Genomic DNA, 19,468 nt, shown 5'->3' with positions numbered 1-19,468 from the left:
AACTAGCCCAGGCTCTCGATATACCGCTCGTCCACCTGCGCGCAATACTCGGCGCAGGCCGCGCGCACGGCGGACGCCGCCGCATGCACCGCCACTGCCGCGTTGGTGCAGCGGCTCATCGACACGATGATCGGCGGCGGCACCGGCTGCAGCGGCACCTCCACGAATTCGCCGTTCTCCAGGTGGCTGCTGACGAACAGCCAGGGAATCGCGGCCACGCCGAAGCCGTTCCGGATCAGCTGGATGATGGCGGCCACGGACGGCGAGCAGGTGATCCGGGCCTGTTCGAGCGGCACGCCGCTCAGGCTGGCGAGCCGGGTGACGATATCTTCCAGCATCCGGTGCGGCGCCGTGCCGCGGCCGAACGTCAGGATCGGGAATTGCAGCAGGCGCTGGGCCAGGCCCTCCCGCTGCGGCGCCAGCAGGCCCTCGCGCGCGATCCAGCGTACCGGATACACGGCCAGCGGCTCCGACGTGATCTGGCCGTTGTTGACGCCCTCGATGCCCACCACCAGGTCGAGCTCTCCGGCCAGCAGGCGCTTTTCCAGCGTCGTGCTCATGTCCACCACAAGATCGATTTCCAGCTCCGGAAAACTGGCGTTCAGCTGGCGCACGGAATGCGCCAGCCAGCTGTGCACCACCGTCTCGATCACGCCCAGCCGCAGCCGGCCCCGCACCGCGCTGTCCGTGCGCGCCGCCTCGCGCAGGCGCCGCGTCGCATCCACGACCGCCTTCGCGTGGTTCAGCAGATAGTCCGCGTTCGGCGTCAGCCGGAATTCGCGGGTGCTGCGGTCGATGAGTTCCGTCTGCAGCTCTTCTTCCAGCGCCTTGATCCGCAATGAAATCGCGGCCGGCGTCGCGTGCATGGCGCGGGCGGTCGCGCGGACGCTGCGCAGTTGGGCGAGGGTGATCAGGGTTTCGAGGAAGCGGGTGTTCATGGCGTAAAGAATACTTTAAGCATATCGGGAATGGGGAGGAGACGCGTTTAGTAAAACTTAACACATGCGGTAAAAATAAGTGGCTTGGTGGATAGAGAATACGCATCTATGCTTATTTACATGTCATTACCGAGCTGAAAAACCATGAAACCGATCCAGTTCCGTCACCTGGTCCGCGCGGGTGAATTCCGCAAACCGACCGCCGGCGTCTGCGGCGGCTTTGCCCAGGCCAACCTCGTCATCCTGCCGGAAGCGCAGGCCCATGATTTTCTCCGTTTCAGCCAGCGCAATCCGAAGGCGTGCCCCCTGCTCGCGGTGGGCGAGCCGGGCGCGTGGCACCTGCCGACGCTCGGCGCCGACCTCGACCTGCGCACCGACGTGCCGGGCTATTACGTCTACCGCGACGGCGAACTGGCGGAAACGCCCGCGGCGCTGGGCGGCCTGTGGCGCGACGACCTGGTCGCGTTCGCGATCGGCTGTTCGTTCTCGTTCGAAGAGATGCTGCTCGCCGCCGGCATCCCGCTGCGCCACATCGAGCAGGACAAGAACATCGCCATGTACCGCACGAACATCGCCAACGAAACGGCGGGGCCGTTCGGCGCGAACATGGTCGTGTCCATGCGCCCGCTGAAGGCGCGGGATGCGATCCGCGCGATCCAGATCACCAGCCGCTATCCCGCGATCCACGGCGCGCCGGTGCACCTGGGCGATCCGCGCCTGATCGGCATCGCCGACCTGGCGCGGCCCGACTACGGCGACGCCGTCGAGGTCATGGCGGACGAAGTGCCCGTGTTCTGGGCATGCGGCGTGACGCCGCAGGAAGCGATCCGCGCCGCACGGCTGCCGTTCGTCGTCACGCACCGCCCCGGCTACATGCTGGTGACGGACGTGCCGAATGCATCGCTGGCGACGCTGTAAAAATGACGCTGTAAAAAAATATACCCACAACGGAGACGACATGAATACCCAGGAACTCACGCAGGATCGCGTCGACGCCGGCCATTTCGGCTGGCTGCGCCAACTGACCAAGGCCGAACGCCGCACCTTCATCGGCTGCAAGGTCGGCTACGCGCTGGACGCGATGGACACGCAATTCCTCAGCTTCGTCATTCCCACGCTGATCGCGACGTGGGGCCTGTCCAAGGGCGACGCCGGCTTGATCGGCACCGTCACGCTGCTCACGTCGTCGCTGGGCGGCTGGCTGGCCGGCATCCTGTCGGACCGCATCGGCCGCGTGAAGACGCTGCAGCTGACGATCCTGTGGTTCGCCCTGTTCACCGTCCTGAGCGGCTTTGCCCAGACCTTCGGCCAGCTGCTCGTGCTGCGCGGCCTGATGGGCTTCGGCATGGGCGGCGAATGGACGGCCGGCGCGATCCTGATGGGTGAAGTCATCCGCGCCAGGGACCGCGGCAAGGCGGTCGGCATGGTGCAGGCCGGATGGGCACTGGGCTGGGGCGTCTCGGCGCTGCTGTACGCGCTGATGTTTTCGCTGCTGCCGGCCGAACTGGCGTGGCGCTCGCTGTTCCTGCTCGGGATCATCCCCGCCGTCTTCGTCATCTACATCCGCCGCTTCGTGGAGGAGCCGGACGTCTTCCTGGCCGCGCAGCGCCGCAGCGAGCACGCGGAACAAGCGCGGTTCACCGAGATCTTCGCGCCGGGCATGATCTCGACGACGTTGCGCGCCGTGCTGCTGACGACTGGCGCGCAAGGCGGCTATTACGCGATCACGACCTGGCTTCCCACGTTCCTGAAGACGGAGCGCCACCTGACGGTGCTCGGCACCGGCGGCTATCTGGCGATGGTCATCGCCGGCTCGTACATCGGCTACATCGTCAGCGCCTACCTGACCGACCGCCTGGGCCGCAAGCGCAACTTCATCCTGTTCGCCGTGGGTTCGCTGCTGATCGCGCTGGCCTACACCCGCTTGCCGGTGACCGACAACGTGATGCTGGTGCTGGGTTTCCCGCTCGGCTTCTTCGTCTCCGGCGTCTTCAGCGGCATGGGCGCCTTTCTCACCGAGTTGTTCCCGACCCGCATGCGCGGTTCCGGCCAGGGCTTTTGCTACAGCATGGGACGTGCGATCGGTTCGCTGTTCCCGTTCGCGATCGGCGCCGCCGGCCAATCGCTCTCGCTCGGCCACGCCATCGGCCTGTTCGCGGCCGGCGCCTACGGCATCATGATCGTCGCCGCGCTGACCCTGCCCGAAACCCGCGGCAAGCGGCTCGAAGCCTGATCCGCCGGCCGTCACGGCCGCATCCCGATTCCACCAGACAGACACACGGGCGCACGGCGCGCCAGGGCAGCGCCTTGCCTGCGCGCGCCCGATATTTTGAAGAGGTAAGACCATGAACCAAGAGACCACCCACGACAACACGCCGCGCCAGCGCTGGCAGTTCTGGATCGACCGCGGCGGCACGTTCACCGACATCGTCGCACGCAAGCCCGACGGCGCGCTGGTGACGGCCAAGCTGCTGTCCGAGAACCCGGAGCAGTACCGCGACGCCGCCGTCGCCGGCATCCGCCGCCTGCTCGGCATCGCGCCCGACGCCCCGATCACGCCCGACCTCGTGGAAGCCGTCAAGATGGGCACGACGGTCGCGACGAACGCCCTGCTGGAACGCAAGGGCGAGCGCACCGCGCTCCTCATCACCAAGGGTTTCAGGGACGCGCTGCGCATCGCCTACCAGAACCGCCCGCGCCTGTTCGACCGCCATCCCGTGCTGCCGCAGCTGCTGTACGAACGCGTGGTCGAAGTGGACGAGCGCATCGGCGCGCATGGCGACGTGGTCGTGCCGCTGGACGTCGCCGCCGTGCGCGCCGACCTCGCGGCACTGCACGCCGATGGCTTCCGCTCGGTGGCGATCGTGCTGATGCACGGCTACCGCTACGGCGACCACGAACGGACGGTCGCCGCCATCGCCGCGGAAACCGGCTTCACGCAGGTGTCGGTCTCGCACCAGGTCAGCCCGATGATGAAGCTGGTGTCGCGCGGCGACACGACGGTCGTCGATGCCTACCTGTCGCCGATCCTGCGCCGCTACGTCGACCAGGTCGCGGCCGAGATGGAAGGCGTGCGCCTGCTGTTCATGCAGAGTAATGGCGGCCTGACGGGCGCGCACCGCTTCCAGGGCAAGGACTCGATCCTGTCCGGTCCCGCGGGCGGCATCGTCGGCATGGTCGGCACGGCGCGCAAGGCCGGTTTCGGGAAGCTGATCGGCTTCGACATGGGCGGCACGTCCACCGACGTGTCGCACTACGCGGGCGAACTGGAACGCGAATTCGAGACCCAGGTGGCCGGCGTGCGGATGCGCGCGCCGATGATGAGCATCCACACGGTGGCGGCGGGCGGCGGCTCGATCCTGCACTTCGACGGCACCCGCCTGCGCGTCGGTCCGGACAGCGCGGGCGCCAATCCGGGCCCGGCCAGCTATCGCCGCGGCGGTCCGCTCACGGTCACCGACTGCAACGTCATGCTCGGCAAGATCCAGCCCGCGCACTTCCCGGCGGTGTTCGGCCCGCACGCCGACGAGCCGCTCGACGCCGGCATCGTGCGCGAGAAATTCGCGCAGGTCGCCGCCCGCATCGAACGCGAGACCGGCCGGCGCCGCACGCCGGAAGAGGTGGCCGAAGGCTTCCTGGAGATCGCCGTCGGCAGCATGGCCAACGCGATCAAGTTCATCTCGGTCCAGCGCGGCCACGACGTGACCGACTATACGCTGGCCACGTTCGGCGGCGCCGGCGGCCAGCACGCCTGCCTGGTGGCCGATGCCCTCGGCATGACCCGCATCTTCGCCCACCCGTTCGCCGGCGTGCTGTCCGCGTACGGGATGGGCCTCGCGAGCCAGACGGCGATGCGCGAGCGGACGATGGAAACGGCGCTGGCCGACGGCGGGCTGCGTGCCGCGCTGGACGCGCTGGCGCAGGAAGCGACCAAAGAACTGCTGGCGCAGGGCATCGCGCTCGATGCCGTGCGCGTCGTCAAACGGGCCCACCTGCGCTACGAAGGCACGGATTCCGTCATCATCGTGCAGCACGACAGCGTGGCCTCGATGCAGGTGCAGTTCGAGGAAGCGTACGGCAAGCGCTATTCCTTCCTCATGCCGGACAAGACGATCGTCGTCGAGGCGATCTCGGTGGAAGCGATCGGCGACACCGACGCCGCCGCCGCCCGTGCCGCCGATCCTGGGCCGCGCGCCACGCCGCTGGCGCCGCACGAGACGGTGCCCGTGTACTCGGGCGGCCAGTGGCACGACAGCGCGCTGTACCTGCGCGCGCAGACGCGGCCCGGCGACCGCATCGCCGGCCCCGCGATCATCGTCGAGGCGAACGGCACCAACGTGGTGGAACCGGGCTGGGTGGCGGAGGTCACGGCGGAGGACGACCTCGTGCTTCAGCGCGTCGCGCCGCGCGCGCGCCGCAAGGCCATCGGCACCGAGGCCGACCCGGTCATGCTGGAAGTCTTCAACAACCTGTTCATGAGCATCGCCGAGCAGATGGGCCTGCGGCTGCAGAACACGGCGGTGTCGGTGAACATCAAGGAGCGCCTGGACTTCTCGTGCGCGCTGTTCGATGCCGAGGGCAACCTGATCGCCAACGCGCCGCACATTCCCGTCCACCTGGGCTCCATGGGCGCGAGCATCAAGACGGTGATCGAGGCCAACCGCGGACGCATGCGCGCGGGCGACGTCTACATGCTCAACGATCCTTACCACGGCGGCACGCACCTGCCGGACATCACCGTGATCACGCCCGTGTTCGACCGGGCGGGGACTGACATCCTGTTCTACGTGGCGTCGCGCGGCCACCATGCCGACGTGGGCGGCATCGCGCCGGGATCGATGCCGGCGGACAGCCGGAGGGTCGAGGAAGAGGGCGTCCTGATCGATAACTTCCAGCTGGTGCGGGCGGGGCGCTTCCGCGAACGCGAGACGGCGGCGCTGCTGCTGTCGGGCGACTACCCGTGCCGCAACGTGTCGCAGAACATCGCCGACCTGCAGGCGCAGGTCGCCGCCAACCAGAAGGGCGTCGAAGAGCTGCTGAAGATGGTGGACCAGTTCGGGCTCGAGGTCGTGCAGGCGTACATGCGGCACGTGCAGGACAATGCCGAGGAAGCCGTGCGCCGCGTCGTCGGCGCGCTCAAGGACGGCAGCTACACGTACCGGCTCGACAACGGCGCCGTGATCCGGGTGGCGATCCGCGTCGACCACGCCGCGCGCACGGCCGACATCGACTTCAGCGGCACGTCGCCCCAGCTCGACAACAATTTCAATGCCCCGAGCTCGATCTGCATGGCGGCCGTGCTGTACGTGTTCCGCACGCTCGTCGAGGACGACATCCCGCTCAACGCCGGTTGCCTCAAGCCGCTGAACGTGATCATCCCGCCAGGCTCGATGCTCAATCCTCGCTACCCGGCGGCCGTCGTCTCCGGCAACGTGGAGACGTCGAGCTGCATCACGAACGCCCTGTACGGCGCGCTCGGCGTGCAGGCGTCGTCGCCCGGCACGATGAACAATTTCACGTTCGGGGACGAGGACGTCCAGTACTACGAGACCATCGCGGGCGGCTCGGGGGCGGGCGACGGCTTCCATGGCACGGACGTCGTCCAGACCAATATGACGAACTCGCGCCTGACCGATCCGGAAGTGCTCGAGTGGCGCTATCCGGTGCGCCTGGACAGCTACGAGATCGCACGGGATTCCGGCGGCCGCGGACGCTGGAACGGCGGCAACGGCGGTGTGCGCCGGATCCGCTTCCTGGCGCCGATGACGGCGTCGATCCTGTCGAACAACCGCATCGTGCCGCCGTTCGGCATGGCGGGCGGGGAGCCCGGCAGGTGCGGCCGCAACTACGTCGTGCGGGCCGGCGGCAAGGTCGAGGAACTGGGCTTCGTCGCGACCACGGAGATGCGCGCGGGCGACGTGTTCGTCATCGAGACGCCGGGCGGCGGCGGGTATGCGCCCCCGGCGCGGGAAACACCGGCGGCCGTCGCCACGCTCCATGACGGCATCCCCGCATAACCACAACCATAACCATAACGAGAAAGAGACAATGATGAAAACAATCCTGTGTGCCGGCGTGCTGGCCGCGATCTGCATGGACGCTGGTGCCGCCGACGGCTCGTCGGTCAACGTGTATGGCCTGGTCGACGTCGCCGTCGTGCGCGAAACCGGCGGCAGCGCCGGCGACGTCACCAAGATCACGAGCGGCGTCGGCGCCGGCTCGCGGCTCGGCTTCAAGGGGCGCGAGGAACTGGGCGACGGCCTGGCCGCGATATTCCTGCTGGAGAGCGGCTTCCAGGCCGATACCGGCGCGCTGGGGCAGGGCGGGCTGCTGTTCGGACGCCAGGCGTATGTGGGGCTGCAGGGCGGCTTCGGCACGCTGACGGCGGGCCGCCAGTACACGCCGCAATACCTGACGGTGGTGCTGGCCGATCCGTTCGGCTCCGGCTACGCGGGCGACACGAAGAACCTGATGGCCCCGACCGGCAACTCGACCAGCCGCATGGATAATTCGCTGAAATACGTATCGCCCGGCGTCGGCGGCGTGAGCGCGGAAGTCGTGTACGGCGCCGGCGAAGTGGCGGGCGACAGCGCGGCGGGCCGGCAATTCGGCGGTGCGCTCGACTACAACGCCGGCCCGCTGCACGCGCGGCTCGGCTACCACAACCGCAACAACGGCACGGCGGCGCTCAGGAACGCCGGCAATGCGAAGAACACGGTGCTGGCCGCGGTCTACGATTTCGGCTTCGTGAAGGCGCATGTCGCGTACGGCGTGAACAAGGGCCCGAACAGTTCCCTGCTGCGCAATACGGCGAACCCGTACGGCAGGGCGGGCGTGCCGGTCGCATCGAGCGACAGCCGCGACGTGCTCATCGGCGCGACGATCCCGTCCGGCCCGCACACGTGGATGGTGTCGTGGATCCACAAGGACGATCGCGGCGCGCTCGACCAGGACGCGAGCCAGTACGCGCTGGGCTACCGTTATGCGCTGTCGCGCCGGACCGAGCTGTATGCCGCGATCGCGCACATCGTGAACCGGCACGGGGCGAGCTACACGGTCGGCAGCTCCATCGAAGGGGGATCGGGGAACGGGGCCGTCGATCTCGGGATCCGGCATGCCTTTTGATCGGTGATGCTGCATGGTGGGCTCGGGGAGCCCACCCTACGAACGTCGCGAAAGCCGTAGAGTGGGCGGCCTCCGCCCACGTGGACGTTTGCGTACCGTCTGCTTCCGCGTGGGCTCGGGGAGCCCACCCTACGAGCTGGCCATGCAAGCGTTACGCGTGGACAGCGCCGGCGTCGTAGCGACACAAGCGTTTCGGTGGAGCTGTCCACCCTACCATTCAAGAAGATTAACCTTGCCAAAACCTGATGAGAATAGTACTGTATGTTTATACAGTATTTCTTCGCATCAAACATGAATTGCTCAGGTTTAATATCTGCAGCGCCGGAGTCCTTGCATCCGTCGCTCTGGCTTGCCTCGCAGCTGGCGCGTGGTGACACGCGCTGCATCGATACCGGCCACCTCGCCCTGTCGGCCCACCTGCCAGGCGGCGGCTGGCCGACCGGAACATTGGTCGACCTGTTGCTGCCGCAGCCCGGCATCGGCGAAATGCGGCTGCTGCGTCCCGCGCTGGCGGCCGTGGCAACGCGGCGCGTCGTGCTGTTGCAGCCGCCGCATCCGCCCCAGGCGCTGGCGCTGGCCGCGCTCGGGGTGCAGCCTTCGCAACTGATCTGGCTGCGTGCCGGCGGCACGGCCGATGCGCTGTGGGCGGCGGAACAGGTGCTGCGCAGCGGCAGTTGCGGCGCGCTGCTGTTCTGGCAAAACCACGTGCGTGGCGAACACCTGCGCCGGCTGCACCTGGCGGCGCAGGCGGGGGAGACCCTGTTCTTCATGATGCGGCCGCTGGCGGCCGGCCAGGACGCGTCGCCGGCGCCGCTGCGTCTCGCCTTGCGGCCCCAGTCGGGCGGCATCGACATCAGTTTCGTGAAACGCCGCGGACCGCAGCGCGACGCGACCCTGTTCCTTCCATTGACTTCCTACCTGCCCAATCGCCATGCGCCTGTGGATCGGACTGCACCTGCCCCGGTTACCGCTCGAGGTGTTCGCACCGAGTTGGTCCACTGACGCCGGCAGCGTCGTGCTCGAACAGGAGCGCGTGCTGGTGGCCTCGCAGGAGGCAATGGGCGCCGGGGTGCGCGTCGGCATGCGCCGCGGCGGCGTGGTGATGCTGCTGCCCGACGCCCGCCTCCACGCGCGTGCGCCGGCGCTGGAGGCGGAGGCGCGCCAGGCGGTGGCGCTGGCCCTGCTGCAGTACACGCCGCAGGTGACGGAGGGCGCGGAAGCGACGCTGCTGATGGATGTCGGCGCCAGCCTGCGCCTGTTCGGCGGCATCCGCGCGCTGTGCCGGCGCGTGCACGCGAACGTGCGCGCGCTGGGCTTCACGGCCTCGCTCGCGTGCGCGCCCACCGCGCGCGGGGCCTGGCTGCTGGCGCGCGCGAACGCGGGCCGCGCCGTGCGGATGGAATCGCTGCTGCGCCGGCTCGACCGGCTGGCCGTGCTGCTGGCGCCGCCCGCGCGTCCGTTCGCGGACTGGTTCGACGGCATCGGCTGCCATACGCTGGGCGACCTGCGCCGCCTGCCGCGCCCCGGCCTGCAGCGGCGCTGCGGACGCGACCTGCTCGACCTGCTCGATGCCGCCTACGGTCTCACTTCGGAGCTGCACACATGGATCGCGCCGCCCGAGACCTTCCGCGCGCGCCTGGAACTGTACGACCGCATCGACGACGCCGGGCTGCTGCTGGCGGGCGCCCAGTGCCTGCTGTTGCAGCTGACCGGCTGGCTGTGCGCGCGCCAGCTGGCGGTGGAGCGCATCGTCCTGCGGCTGGAGCACGAACGGGGCAGGGTGGCATGCCCGCCGACCGGCATCGAGATCGTGCTGGCCGAGCCGGCGTGGCGCGACGAGCACCTGGTGCGCCTGCTCCGGGAACGCCTCGCCAGGCTGACGCTGGACGCGCCCGTGATCGGCCTCGTGCTGGAAGCCGTGCAGGTGCGGCCGATGGCGCCGCCGAATGCCTCGCTGTTCCCCGAACCGGGCGGCAGCGAGGAAGACCGCATGCGCATGCTGGAACTGCTGGCGGCGCGCCTGGGGCCGGACAACGTCCTGCAGCCGCTGCCGCTGGCCGATTACCGCCCGGAGCAGGCCAACGTCTGGGTGCCGGTCCAGCACAACGTCAGCGACAAGGCGCGCAACGCCCAGCTGCCGCCCGACGTGCTGAGCCTGCCGCGTCCGACGTGGCTGCTGGCCCGCCCGATCGCGCTCTTGATGCGCGACCGCCGCCCGTTCTACGGCTCGCCGCTGCGGGTGGCCTCGACCCCCGAGCGTATCGAGGGCGGCTGGTGGGACGGCCCGGAAACGCGCGACTATTTCATCGCCGAGGGGCAGGATCACACGCTGTACTGGGTGTATCGGGAACGCATCGGTATCGATGAGCGGGAGCCGAGGTGGTATTTGCATGGGTTGTTCGGTTAAGCAGTGTGCGGTGCCCGCGCCAACACGACATCCGGCCACGCGGGGTCCCACTCTTTGCAAAAATCCATGAAGTGAATGTGATCGTACGCTGTGCCCATACAATGAACTGCTGCAGCAAACCCGTTTCGACAGCAAAGCCGATCCGGAGACGACCTTGCTGAACTATTTGAAGCTGTACCACCACCACATACCACAGCGCGCGCTTGACGCCAAAACGCCCATCCTGGCACTCAAGGAATGGCAGAAGAAGCGGCCTGAATTATTCGTCAAACGCGTCTACGATCAAACGGGACTCGACACTTAGGCATTCGCTGCTGCGTATTGGATCGTCACCCCTCGAATTGGCTTGTTAACTCATCCCGGGGAATTTTTCCTGATATGCCGCGTTTCTCGGTAACGATCTTCGCCTTGTTGGCTATAGTAGAATTCATGGCACACGAGCTTACCAATCCATACTGAAAAGGAAGTGAAAATGGCAAAGATCGATCTGTCGAATTACAGCCTGAACGAACTCAAGAGACTGGGATACGACGTCGAAAAAGAGATCACGGAGCGTCATCGGCAGGAACTGGGAAAAGCGCGCGAGCAAATCCTTTCGATTGCACAGGGCTTGAACCTGTCGGTGGAAGAACTGCTTGGCACCACCGGAAAAAAAGCGAAGGGAGGCAAGGCAGGAACGGTTCAGGCACGGTATCGCAATCCCGCCGACAGCCAACAAACCTGGACTGGCCGAGGCCGGCAACCGAAGTGGGTCGGCGAGGCGCTGGCGAACGGCCGCAATCTCGACGACTTCCGTATCCAATGACGCATGCCTGCACTCCGTAACGACATCGAACGTTAAATCCGTGCCCTCGTGCAGTCGGCACCGGCCTCCGGATGGCGCGTCCAGTCCCGAGGGCGACGCCGCCGGCGTCCGGGCGTGCCGTTTCACCCTCCTGCATCACGTTGCACCCGGCCGGGATGCGTCCTCGGATGCCCGTAATGCCCGTGTCCAACGCTACATCCCGGGCTGAGCCCCTGGCGGATGTCCTGCAGCTGTCGCCGATGCACCCACGCTCTTCTCGACCAGGTATCGTCTTTTTTTCGCTACGAACGCATGCGGCAACGTCCGCTCCAGGTGTGTCAAATTGACACCGGAAAATGCTCTTGCTATAGTGAAGAAAAAATTGAGAACGATTCCAATTTTCGGCTTACAATGTGGTTTTTGACTGATGCCTGCATTGGGGATGCCTCACTGGCCAGCGCGGCGGAATGCAATCGTTGTAGTGGATTGAAGGGGAGCATATGGACGGTAATCGCGTACGGGACGTCGTGATCGTCGGGGGCGGTACGGCCGGTTGGATGACGGCTGCCGCCTTGTCGCGCTTGCTGCCGGATGGATATCGCCTGCGCCTGGTCGAATCCGACGAAATTTCGACGATCGGCGTCGGTGAAGCCACCATCCCGAATATCCGCAATTACAATCATGCGCTCGGCATTGATGAAGATGATTTCATCCGCAATACCCAGGGCACGTTCAAGCTTGGAATCGAATTCGTCGACTGGAAAAACATCGGCGAGTCATATTTCCATGGCTTCGGCAAGATCGGGCGGGATCTGGGCCCACTCAAGTTCTATCAATATTGGCTGAAGTTGCACCAGGCTGGCGAGGCGCCCGATCTCGATGAATTCTCGATCAATACGCTGGCGCCGCGTCATGCCAAGTTCATGCGCGACATCCAGAGCGCCCCGGACTCGCCGGTCGCGGACATCGGCTACGCCTTCCATTTCGACGCCGGCCTGTATGCCCGATATCTGCGTCGTTATAGCGAAGCGCGCGGCGTCGTCCGTATCGAAGGAAGGATCGTCGACACGCGCCTGCGTGCCGGGGATGGCTTCATCGAGGCGGTCGTCATGGAGAATGGCGACCGGATCGCCGGGGATCTGTTCGTGGATTGCTCCGGCATGGCCGGCCTGCTGATCGAAAAGGCCTTGCACACCGGCTTCGAGGACTGGAGCCATTGGTTGCCGTGTAATCACGCGATTGCCGTGCCCTGTGCGTCGGTCGACCCCTTGTTGCCGTACACGCGCTCGACCGCACGTGCGGCCGGTTGGCAATGGCGTATTCCGTTGCAGCACCGGATCGGGAACGGCCATGTTTTTTCGAGCGATTTCATGGCCCCCAAGGAGGCCGAAGAGATTTTGATGAGCAATCTCGACGGCGAACCGCTCGCGGCGCCGCGCCATATTCGCTTTACCACAGGCAAGCGGAAAAAGGGATGGAGCAAGAATTGCGTGGCGATCGGATTGGCGGGCGGTTTTCTCGAACCACTCGAATCCACCAGTATTCATCTGATTCAGACGGCAATCGCGCGTCTGGTCGAATTCTTCCCCGACAAGACGTTCAATAGTGCCGATATCGATGCCTTCAATGCCCAGGTCGACTTTGAATACGAAAGAATCCGCGATTTCCTTATCTTGCATTACAAGCTGAATGAGCGGACAGATTCAGCGTTCTGGGCTTATTGCCGGGACATGGAGATTCCGGCAACCTTGCAGGAAAAGATCGACCTGTTCCAAGGCCACGGCAGAATCCTGCGTGCGGGTGAGGAATTGTTTACCGACGTCAGCTGGTTGCAGGTGATGCATGGCCAGGGCCTCCGGCCACGCGGCTATCATCCCCTGGTCGATCAGCGCTCGCAAGACGACATCCGCAAATTCGTCACCGATGTCCGGGCAGTCATCCGAAAATGTGTGGATGTCATGCCCACGCATGCGGAATTCATTCGCAAGCACTGTGCCGCATCGACGGCGAATCCGGTCCAGCGTTCCGGATCGGTTAATTAATTTCAAGGAAATCGTGGCCACGATCAAGGATGTTGCCCGACTTGCGAGCGTTGGTGTGGCAACGGCGTCGCGTGTCGTCAGCGGGAAAGGTTCGGTGTCGCCGGCGACGCTCGAACGCGTCAGGAAGGCGATCGAGCAACTGGATTATCGCCCGTCGCACGCGGCGCGATCACTGCTGTCCGGATCGTCGAAGATGATCGGTGTCTACATCCCGGCGCTGAAGGGGACGTTTTTCACGCCCATCCTTTCAGCGATCGACATGGTGTTGCGGGAAGTCGGCCTGAACACGGTCATTGCATTCGGCTCAGGGGCCGGTGACGGGCGGCGCCAGGCGATCGACGGCATCGAATTCCTGTTGGCACGCGGCTGCGACGGCATCATCGTGATGACCGGTGCGCTCTCGGACGAGGATATCCTCGCGTTCGTCAAGAAAGAGTCCCGCATGGTCGTCATGAATCAACATTTGAACGGTATCCCCGATCAGTGTTTTGCGATCGACCACCGGCAAGGGGGCGCACTCGCGGCGCGCGCATTCCTGGACCATGGCCATCGTCGGATCGCCGTTATCACAGGCCCGTCGACTTCTCCCGACAACGTCGAGCGCGTCGACGGGTTTCTTTCGGAACTGGCGGGCAATGGCGTCGACGTGTCGGCCATATGGATGACGGAGCGCGACTTTACGACCGAAGGCGGCCGGGATGGGGCGAGGGAACTCCTGGCGTCCGGATACAAGTTTACTGGGCTCTTTTGCGCCAACGACGAAATGGCGGTCGGCGCGCTATCGTATCTTCATGGAGCGGGTATTGCCGTGCCGCGCGACGTCTCGGTCGTCGGTTACGACGACACGCCGCTCGCCGAATTCCTGGCGCCGCGGTTGACGACCGTGCATGTTCCCTGGCGGGAGGTCGTCATCAGCGCGGTCAACGCCTTGCTCAACCATTGTTACCATTTGAGGCGGCCGGTCGCACGGAGCTTTCCGATCAGTATGGCATATCGCGACTCGCTGGCAAAAGCGCCGGACGTGGGGCCGGCACAAGCCTAGCCGTCGGGCAGGCGCCGGCGGACTCTCAGGAAAACGACAGGCTGCATCGCTGGCATTGACATGGAAGAGAATATATATCTATACTGATCACTAATATTGGAATCGATTCCATTCTGACTTCAGAGCGACTGGTTTTCATAGGCGATGCTGGCAAATGTTTCGATTCTTTCGATTTCCATGACGGTTGTGTTGCATCCGGAAAGCAAGATGCGAAAGCAGCCGTCATTTGCATGACATGAGACCGCCGTATGCATTCGATCAAAAGTGGAATGCATTCCAATTCGAAGCTGCCTCGATCGCAGGGTGCGAGGCCGACGATCCGATCGATCGTTCTTGCGGTCTGGCCGACAGCCGCCTTTCGAATATTGGCACGACGCTTCGATAATCGTTAAGACGACAAATCGCAAGCAGGTAATCTTGGGAAGAAATGGAATGCATTCCAATCATGCATTCCGTAAAACGTGAACACGGTGCCGGAATGCAGATGTCCGGCGCCGCAAGCGATTTGCCGGCCGGGCGAACGGCCGGCCCGAACGCCGCGATTCTGGTCATCTGCCGTAACACCAATATCAATACCGAAGGAGACAGGGTTATGCCTACCACACAGGGCCGTTTGTCCAAACGCGCCGGAACGTATCAAACAGTCAAGAAGTCCGCAGAACCGACGCGCTTTCGCTTACGGCCGATTGCAGCGGTGTGCGCCGGTCTGCTCGGCGGGACTTTGACGCTGATCCAGGCGCCAGCACTGGCGCAGCAGGCGGACAATGCGAGTTCTGGCCAGGCGCAAGGGGCATCCGATGTGCAGTCCGTTGTCGTGACGGGCATTCGTGCCGGTATCGAAGGCTCGATCAGCAAAAAGAAGAATTCCGACTCGATCGTTGAAGCGATCACGTCCGAGGATATCGGCAAGCTGCCGGATATCAGTATCGCGGAAGCCATGGCACGCATGCCGGGCCTGGCGGCGCAGCAGGTCAACGGTCGTGCTCAAGTCATCGCGATTCGCGGCCTGGCGCCCGATTTTGCCGGCACCGTCCTTAACGGCCGCGAGCAGGCATCGGTCGGCACCAATCGCGGCGTGGAATTCGACCAATATCCCGCCGAGCTTATCTCGGCGGTCGTCGTCTACAAGACGCCGGACGCGGCCCTGCTCGGGCAGGGCTTGTCGGGAACGGTCGACCTGAATACGGTGCGTCCGCTCGCATTCCGCGAGCGTACGTTCGCACTGAATATCCGCGGCGAGCACAATTCTCTCGGCGATCTCAATCACGGGTACGGCGGAACGTCGGCGAACGGCAAGCGCTTCAGTATCTCGTATATCGACCAGTTCGCGCACCGCACCATCGGCCTCGCCGTCGGATTTGCGCACCTCGATGCGCCTGGACAGCAGCACGGCTATCAGGCCTGGGGATGGCAGACGGATTCGAATTGCATAGCGCACCAGACCGATTGGGGTTGCCGTCCCATCGCTGGAACGAGTCCGGGAAATGCCTACTATCTGTCCGGCTTCCAGGCCGAATCGATTTCGCGGAACGACACGCGGAATGGACTGATGGCGTCGCTCGAGTACAAGCCGGGGACCGATCTGCACAGTTCGCTGGACTTGTATTACTCGAAGTTCAAGAACGTCGAAGTGATGCGCGGTTTGATGGGTAGCCTGGGCGACGGCTGGGGCTACCCTGGCAGCACGTTCAGTAACGTCGGCACAACCGACGCCGGCGGGCAGCCGGTCGTCACCTCGGTGACGTCCAACTTCGTCACCAACGGCGTTGTTCGCAACGATTACAACACACGCGATGACGCGCTTAAATCGGCCGGATGGAACATCGACAAGAGGATAGGCGAATGGCGCGCGACCGCCGATTTGAGTTACTCGAGCGCCAACCGCGCCGAGAGCCAGTTCGAGACCTACGCCGGTGCGACCACGTCGCCGACGTTCGACCTCGTCACGCCCACCGGTTCCGGATTCCCGACCTTCTCCTTCCACAACTCGCTATCCGATCCCACGACAATCTTGTTGAGCGATCCGGTCGGCTGGGGCGGCGTCGGCACGCCCCAGTTGGGAAGAAAGCAGTACAACGAACAGATGGACACCATTCGCGCGCTCCGCTTGCAGGCCACGCGGGACGTCGAGTGGAGCATATTCGACAAAATCGATTTCGGTATCAATCTGTCGCGCCGCGACAAGACGCGCAATTTCCACGTCGATTTCGCAAGGGTGAAGGACGGGATATTGGCGCGGCAGCTGCCGTCGTCGGTCCTGACGACGCCGACTTCTCTCGATTTTGTGGGCGTACCGTCGGTATTGAGTTATGACGTCAACGCGGTCGCCGCCAATTTCTACAACATGGTGACGAATCCCAGTCTCGGACCGGGTGGCGACAATGGCAAGACGTTCGGCGTTCACGAAAAGGTCTCGACCGCGTACGTCAAGCTGGACATCGACACCGCGATCGGCGGCATTCCCCTGCACGGCAATGTCGGCGTGCAGGCGATCCATACCAGGCAGGATTCCACCGCCTATGCGTTCGACGCCGCGGGATACATCATCGGCACCATCGACCCGGGTACGCACTACAACGACTACCTGCCGAGCCTGAACCTGGTTGCCGACATCGGGGGCGACCGCAAGCTCCGCCTGGGTGCTGCAAAAACAATGGCGCGTCCGCGCATCGACGACATGAATGCGGCCGCCGGGGTTGGCGTGGACCTCAGTACGCACCTGTGGTCGGGCGGCGGCGGCAATCCGAAGCTGCAACCGTGGCGCGCGAAATCGCTCGACATCTCTCTTGAACAGTATTTCGGCAAGCGCAGCTATGTGTCGGGGGCCTTGTTCTACAAAAAGCTGGACAGCTACATCTACAACTCCACCATTCCTTACGACTTCAGCGGGTATATCAATCCGACGCCCGCGATTGTGCCGGTGACGAATATGGGTACCTACTCGACCCAGGCGAACGGAAACGGCGGCCGCGTGCGCGGGGCCGAATTGAGCGCAACACTCGACGGTGAACTCGTGAATCCCATGCTGGCGGGGTTCGGCGCGATCGCTACGGCGTCCTTTACCGACAGCTCCATCAAGCCGAGCGGTCCGAATTCGACGGATTCCTGGCAAACGCTGCCTGGCTTGTCGAAATGGGTTGGCGGTCTGACCTTGTACTACGAACGTAATGGCTACTCATTCCGCATCAATGACCGCTACCGTTCGGACTATCGAGGGGAATACGCGTACCTGTTCGGGTCCACCCTCCTGAACCGCACACTTGCCTCGAACAAGGTAGACCTGCAGGCAAGCTACGAAATCCAGGGCGGCGCGGCGAAGGGCCTGCAGCTCATGTTCCAGGTCGGGAATGTCACCAATGCGCCGGATCGCACTGTCCAGGACGGTACGGGCTTTGGCGGCATCGTGCAGCCGAAGGATTACAACATCTACGGCCGGCAATTCCTCCTGGGGATGAACTACAAGTTCCACTGACGCCGCCTTACCGCGCCCGTCTGTCGGCAGCCCGCAAGGTATTGCCGACAGACGGTCACTCTACCTGGGGATAACAATGTCACTGAAACAATTGCGGCGCGTCGTCGTCGTTGGCGGCGGCTCGGCGGGATGGATGGTTGCGGCCGCGCTGTCCAGACTCCTGCTGCGCGACGAAGGGCGTCAACACTGGGAGATCGAACTGGTCGAATCCGAGGAGATCGGTACCGTCGGCGTCGGCGAGGGAACGATTCCCGCGATCAGGGCATTCAATGCGGCGCTGGGCATCAGCGAAGACGAGTTTCTTCGGGAGACGAAGGGCACGTTCAAGCTCGGTATCGAATTCGTCGACTGGAACGCCCCGGGCAGCCGATATTTTCACGGGTTCAGCGACGTCGGGCGGCCGATCGACGGGCTGCCGTTCCATCAGTACTGGCTGCGCTTGCGCAAGGCCGGGCTCGCTCATGATTTCGCGGATTACTCGGTCAATTCGGTAGCGGCCCTCCAAGGCCGTTTCATGCGGCCGCGGCCGGACATGGCGCATTCGCCGCTCGGCGAGATTGGCCATGCATTTCATTTCGATGCGAATCGGTACGGCCGCTATTTGCGCCGGCGCGCCGAGCAGCAGGGCGTCGTGCGGACCGAAGGCCGTATCGACGAGGTCTTGCGCGATCCGCACAACGGCAACATCGCGGGCCTGCGCCTGGCCGGTGGTAGGCTGATCGAAGGGGATTTGTTCATCGATTGTTCCGGCGCGCGCGCGCTGCTGATCGAGCAAGCCTGCGCGGCCGGCTTCGAGGACTGGTCGCATTGGTTGCCGTGCGATCGCGCGCTTGCCGTGCCGTCGGAACCGGCCTTGCCACCGTCGCCGTACACGCGTTCGACTGCACGGTCCGCGGGATGGCAATGGCGGATACCGCTGCAGCATCGCATCGGCAACGGCCACGTGTATTCGAGCGCCTTCATGCAGGACGGCGACGCGGCCGATGTTCTGCTGAGTACGCTCGACGGCAAGCCGCTGGCCGAGCCGCGATTGATCCGGTTTGCCGCCGGCCGCAGAAAGCGCACCTGGGTCGGCAACTGCGTTGCCATCGGCTTGTCGAGCGGCTTCGTCGAGCCGCTGGAATCGACCAGCATTCACCTGGTCCAGTCGGCGATTACCCGGTTGATGGACCTGTTTCCTCATGCAGGCCTCGACGCCGCCGACATCGCCGTGTACAACCGCCAGACGCAGTTCGAACTCGAACGCATCCGCGACTTCATCATCCTGCATTACAAGCTCACGACGCGCGCCGATTCGCCATTCTGGAACTATTGCCGGCAGATGCCGATCCCCGACACGCTGGCCGAAAAGATGGCGCTGTTCGCCACCAATGCGCGGGTCTATCGGACCGAGATGGAACTGTTCCGCGAAGCGAGCTGGGTGCAGGTCATGCTCGGACAGGGTTTGGTCCCGAGCGGGTATCACCCGGTTTGCGATATCCATCCGCTGCAGCGCCTGCAGGCGTTTGCCGATGATGTCCGCGACGTCGTGCGCCGTTGCGTGGCCACCATGCCGATGCATGCGGATCTCGTTGCCGGCCTCGCCGTGCCGGCGTAGGCGCCGGCCCCCGGTCTTTCATCCGCCGCTCGTGTCCCGTCTCGCCATTGCACGCGCTTGT

12 protein-coding genes and 1 pseudogene are annotated in these 19,468 nt (G+C 64.6%); 12 read left to right on the top strand and 1 reads right to left on the bottom strand.

The features are described 5' to 3' along the window. Positions 1–2: 2 nt before the first annotated feature. Complete coding sequence (locus ASC93_RS14480) at positions 3–938, bottom strand: LysR family transcriptional regulator (RefSeq protein WP_056443207.1); 936 nt, start codon at positions 936–938, stop codon at positions 3–5. A 144-nt stretch (positions 939–1,082) separates the two neighbouring features. Between ASC93_RS14480 and ASC93_RS14475 the strand changes: the two genes are divergently transcribed. From ASC93_RS14475 to ASC93_RS14425, 12 genes and pseudogenes are all read left to right on the top strand, one after another. Beyond that, positions 1,083–1,856: a putative hydro-lyase gene (locus ASC93_RS14475; RefSeq protein WP_056443204.1), complete on the top strand. Its 774-nt coding sequence runs from the start codon at positions 1,083–1,085 to the stop codon at positions 1,854–1,856. 40 nt (positions 1,857–1,896) lie between these two features. Further along, on the top strand, positions 1,897–3,171 hold the full coding sequence (locus ASC93_RS14470) for an MFS transporter (RefSeq protein WP_056443202.1): 1,275 nt from the start codon (positions 1,897–1,899) through the stop codon (positions 3,169–3,171). A 112-nt stretch (positions 3,172–3,283) separates the two neighbouring features. Further along, entirely contained in the window at positions 3,284–6,955 is a 3,672-nt protein-coding gene (locus ASC93_RS14465; RefSeq protein WP_056443199.1) for a hydantoinase B/oxoprolinase family protein, read from the top strand. 31 nt (positions 6,956–6,986) lie between these two features. Further along, positions 6,987–8,063, top strand: coding sequence for a porin (locus tag ASC93_RS14460; protein WP_056443196.1), 1,077 nt, complete (start codon positions 6,987–6,989; stop codon positions 8,061–8,063). A 291-nt stretch (positions 8,064–8,354) separates the two neighbouring features. Then, a complete protein-coding gene (imuA, locus tag ASC93_RS14455; protein ID WP_056443194.1) occupies positions 8,355–9,065 on the top strand; it encodes a translesion DNA synthesis-associated protein ImuA in 711 nt (236 codons plus the stop codon). After that, positions 8,995–10,470, top strand: coding sequence for a DNA polymerase Y family protein (locus tag ASC93_RS14450; RefSeq protein ID WP_056443192.1), 1,476 nt, complete (start codon positions 8,995–8,997; stop codon positions 10,468–10,470). The genes imuA and ASC93_RS14450 overlap by 71 nt, the downstream gene beginning before the upstream one ends. A 100-nt stretch (positions 10,471–10,570) precedes the next feature. Further along, a pseudogene (locus ASC93_RS29920) lies at positions 10,571–10,774 on the top strand (IS481 family transposase); the annotation flags it as partial. 168 nt (positions 10,775–10,942) lie between these two features. Then, entirely contained in the window at positions 10,943–11,275 is a 333-nt protein-coding gene (locus ASC93_RS14445; RefSeq protein WP_056443189.1) for an H-NS family nucleoid-associated regulatory protein, read from the top strand. 479 nt (positions 11,276–11,754) lie between these two features. Further along, positions 11,755–13,296: a tryptophan halogenase family protein gene (locus ASC93_RS14440; protein ID WP_056443185.1), complete on the top strand. Its 1,542-nt coding sequence runs from the start codon at positions 11,755–11,757 to the stop codon at positions 13,294–13,296. 13 nt (positions 13,297–13,309) lie between these two features. After that, complete coding sequence (locus ASC93_RS14435; protein WP_056443182.1) at positions 13,310–14,338, top strand: LacI family DNA-binding transcriptional regulator; 1,029 nt, start codon at positions 13,310–13,312, stop codon at positions 14,336–14,338. A 445-nt stretch (positions 14,339–14,783) separates the two neighbouring features. Further along, entirely contained in the window at positions 14,784–17,810 is a 3,027-nt protein-coding gene (locus tag ASC93_RS14430; protein ID WP_229412731.1) for a TonB-dependent receptor, read from the top strand. 91 nt (positions 17,811–17,901) lie between these two features. Then, entirely contained in the window at positions 17,902–19,407 is a 1,506-nt protein-coding gene (locus ASC93_RS14425; RefSeq protein ID WP_307189000.1) for a tryptophan halogenase family protein, read from the top strand. Positions 19,408–19,468: the final 61 nt, after the last annotated feature.

The sequence above is a fragment of the Massilia sp. Root335 genome, from assembly GCF_001425685.1.
GTDB classification, from domain to species: domain Bacteria; phylum Pseudomonadota; class Gammaproteobacteria; order Burkholderiales; family Burkholderiaceae_D; genus Telluria; species Telluria luteola.
This window is presented reverse-complemented; position numbering and strand designations above follow the sequence as displayed.

Excerpts from the sequence above, each read along its gene's own strand:
- ASC93_RS14480 (WP_056443207.1), bottom strand. The coding sequence starts at position 938 with ATGAACACCCGCTTCCTCGAAACCCTGATCACCCTCGCCCAACTGCGC.
- ASC93_RS14475 (WP_056443204.1), top strand. The coding sequence starts at position 1,083 with ATGAAACCGATCCAGTTCCGTCACCTGGTCCGCGCGGGTGAATTCCGC.
- ASC93_RS14470 (WP_056443202.1), top strand. The coding sequence starts at position 1,897 with ATGAATACCCAGGAACTCACGCAGGATCGCGTCGACGCCGGCCATTTC.
- ASC93_RS14465 (WP_056443199.1), top strand. The coding sequence starts at position 3,284 with ATGAACCAAGAGACCACCCACGACAACACGCCGCGCCAGCGCTGGCAG.
- ASC93_RS14460 (WP_056443196.1), top strand. The coding sequence starts at position 6,987 with ATGATGAAAACAATCCTGTGTGCCGGCGTGCTGGCCGCGATCTGCATG.
- imuA (WP_056443194.1), top strand. The coding sequence starts at position 8,355 with ATGAATTGCTCAGGTTTAATATCTGCAGCGCCGGAGTCCTTGCATCCG.
- ASC93_RS14450 (WP_056443192.1), top strand. The coding sequence starts at position 8,995 with ATGCGCCTGTGGATCGGACTGCACCTGCCCCGGTTACCGCTCGAGGTG.
- ASC93_RS14445 (WP_056443189.1), top strand. The coding sequence starts at position 10,943 with ATGGCAAAGATCGATCTGTCGAATTACAGCCTGAACGAACTCAAGAGA.
- ASC93_RS14440 (WP_056443185.1), top strand. The coding sequence starts at position 11,755 with ATGGACGGTAATCGCGTACGGGACGTCGTGATCGTCGGGGGCGGTACG.
- ASC93_RS14430 (WP_229412731.1), top strand. The coding sequence starts at position 14,784 with ATGCATTCCGTAAAACGTGAACACGGTGCCGGAATGCAGATGTCCGGC.